This is a genomic window from Eisenbergiella massiliensis (genome assembly GCF_003435485.1).
In genome coordinates this window covers 136,459-136,665 of the sequence record NZ_QVLV01000005.1, presented here as the reverse complement: position 1 = coordinate 136,665, position 207 = coordinate 136,459, and the positions used below count along the sequence as shown (strand labels likewise).

Here is a 207-nt window from a genome sequence, read left to right as displayed (position 1 = left end):
GAAGCCGAAAGGCATCTGGAAAGCATCATTTAATTTCTGGTGGCGATGCGCTTAAGGGAAACACCCGTTCTCATCCCGAACACGATGGTTAAGACTTAAGCGGCCGATGGTACTATGCTGGAGACGGTATGGGAGAGCAGGTGGCTGCCAGATTAAATGGGGGCGTAGCTCAGTTGGGAGAGCACCTGCCTTGCAAGCAGGGGGTCA

1 rRNA gene is annotated in these 207 nt (G+C 53.6%); it reads left to right on the top strand.

Features of this window, described 5'->3' with window-relative positions:
• The first annotated feature begins 35 nt into the window (after positions 1 to 35).
• Positions 36 to 153: ribosomal RNA gene (rrf, locus tag DXC51_RS09245) — 5S ribosomal RNA — on the top strand.
• The last annotated feature ends 54 nt before the right edge of the window (positions 154 to 207 follow it).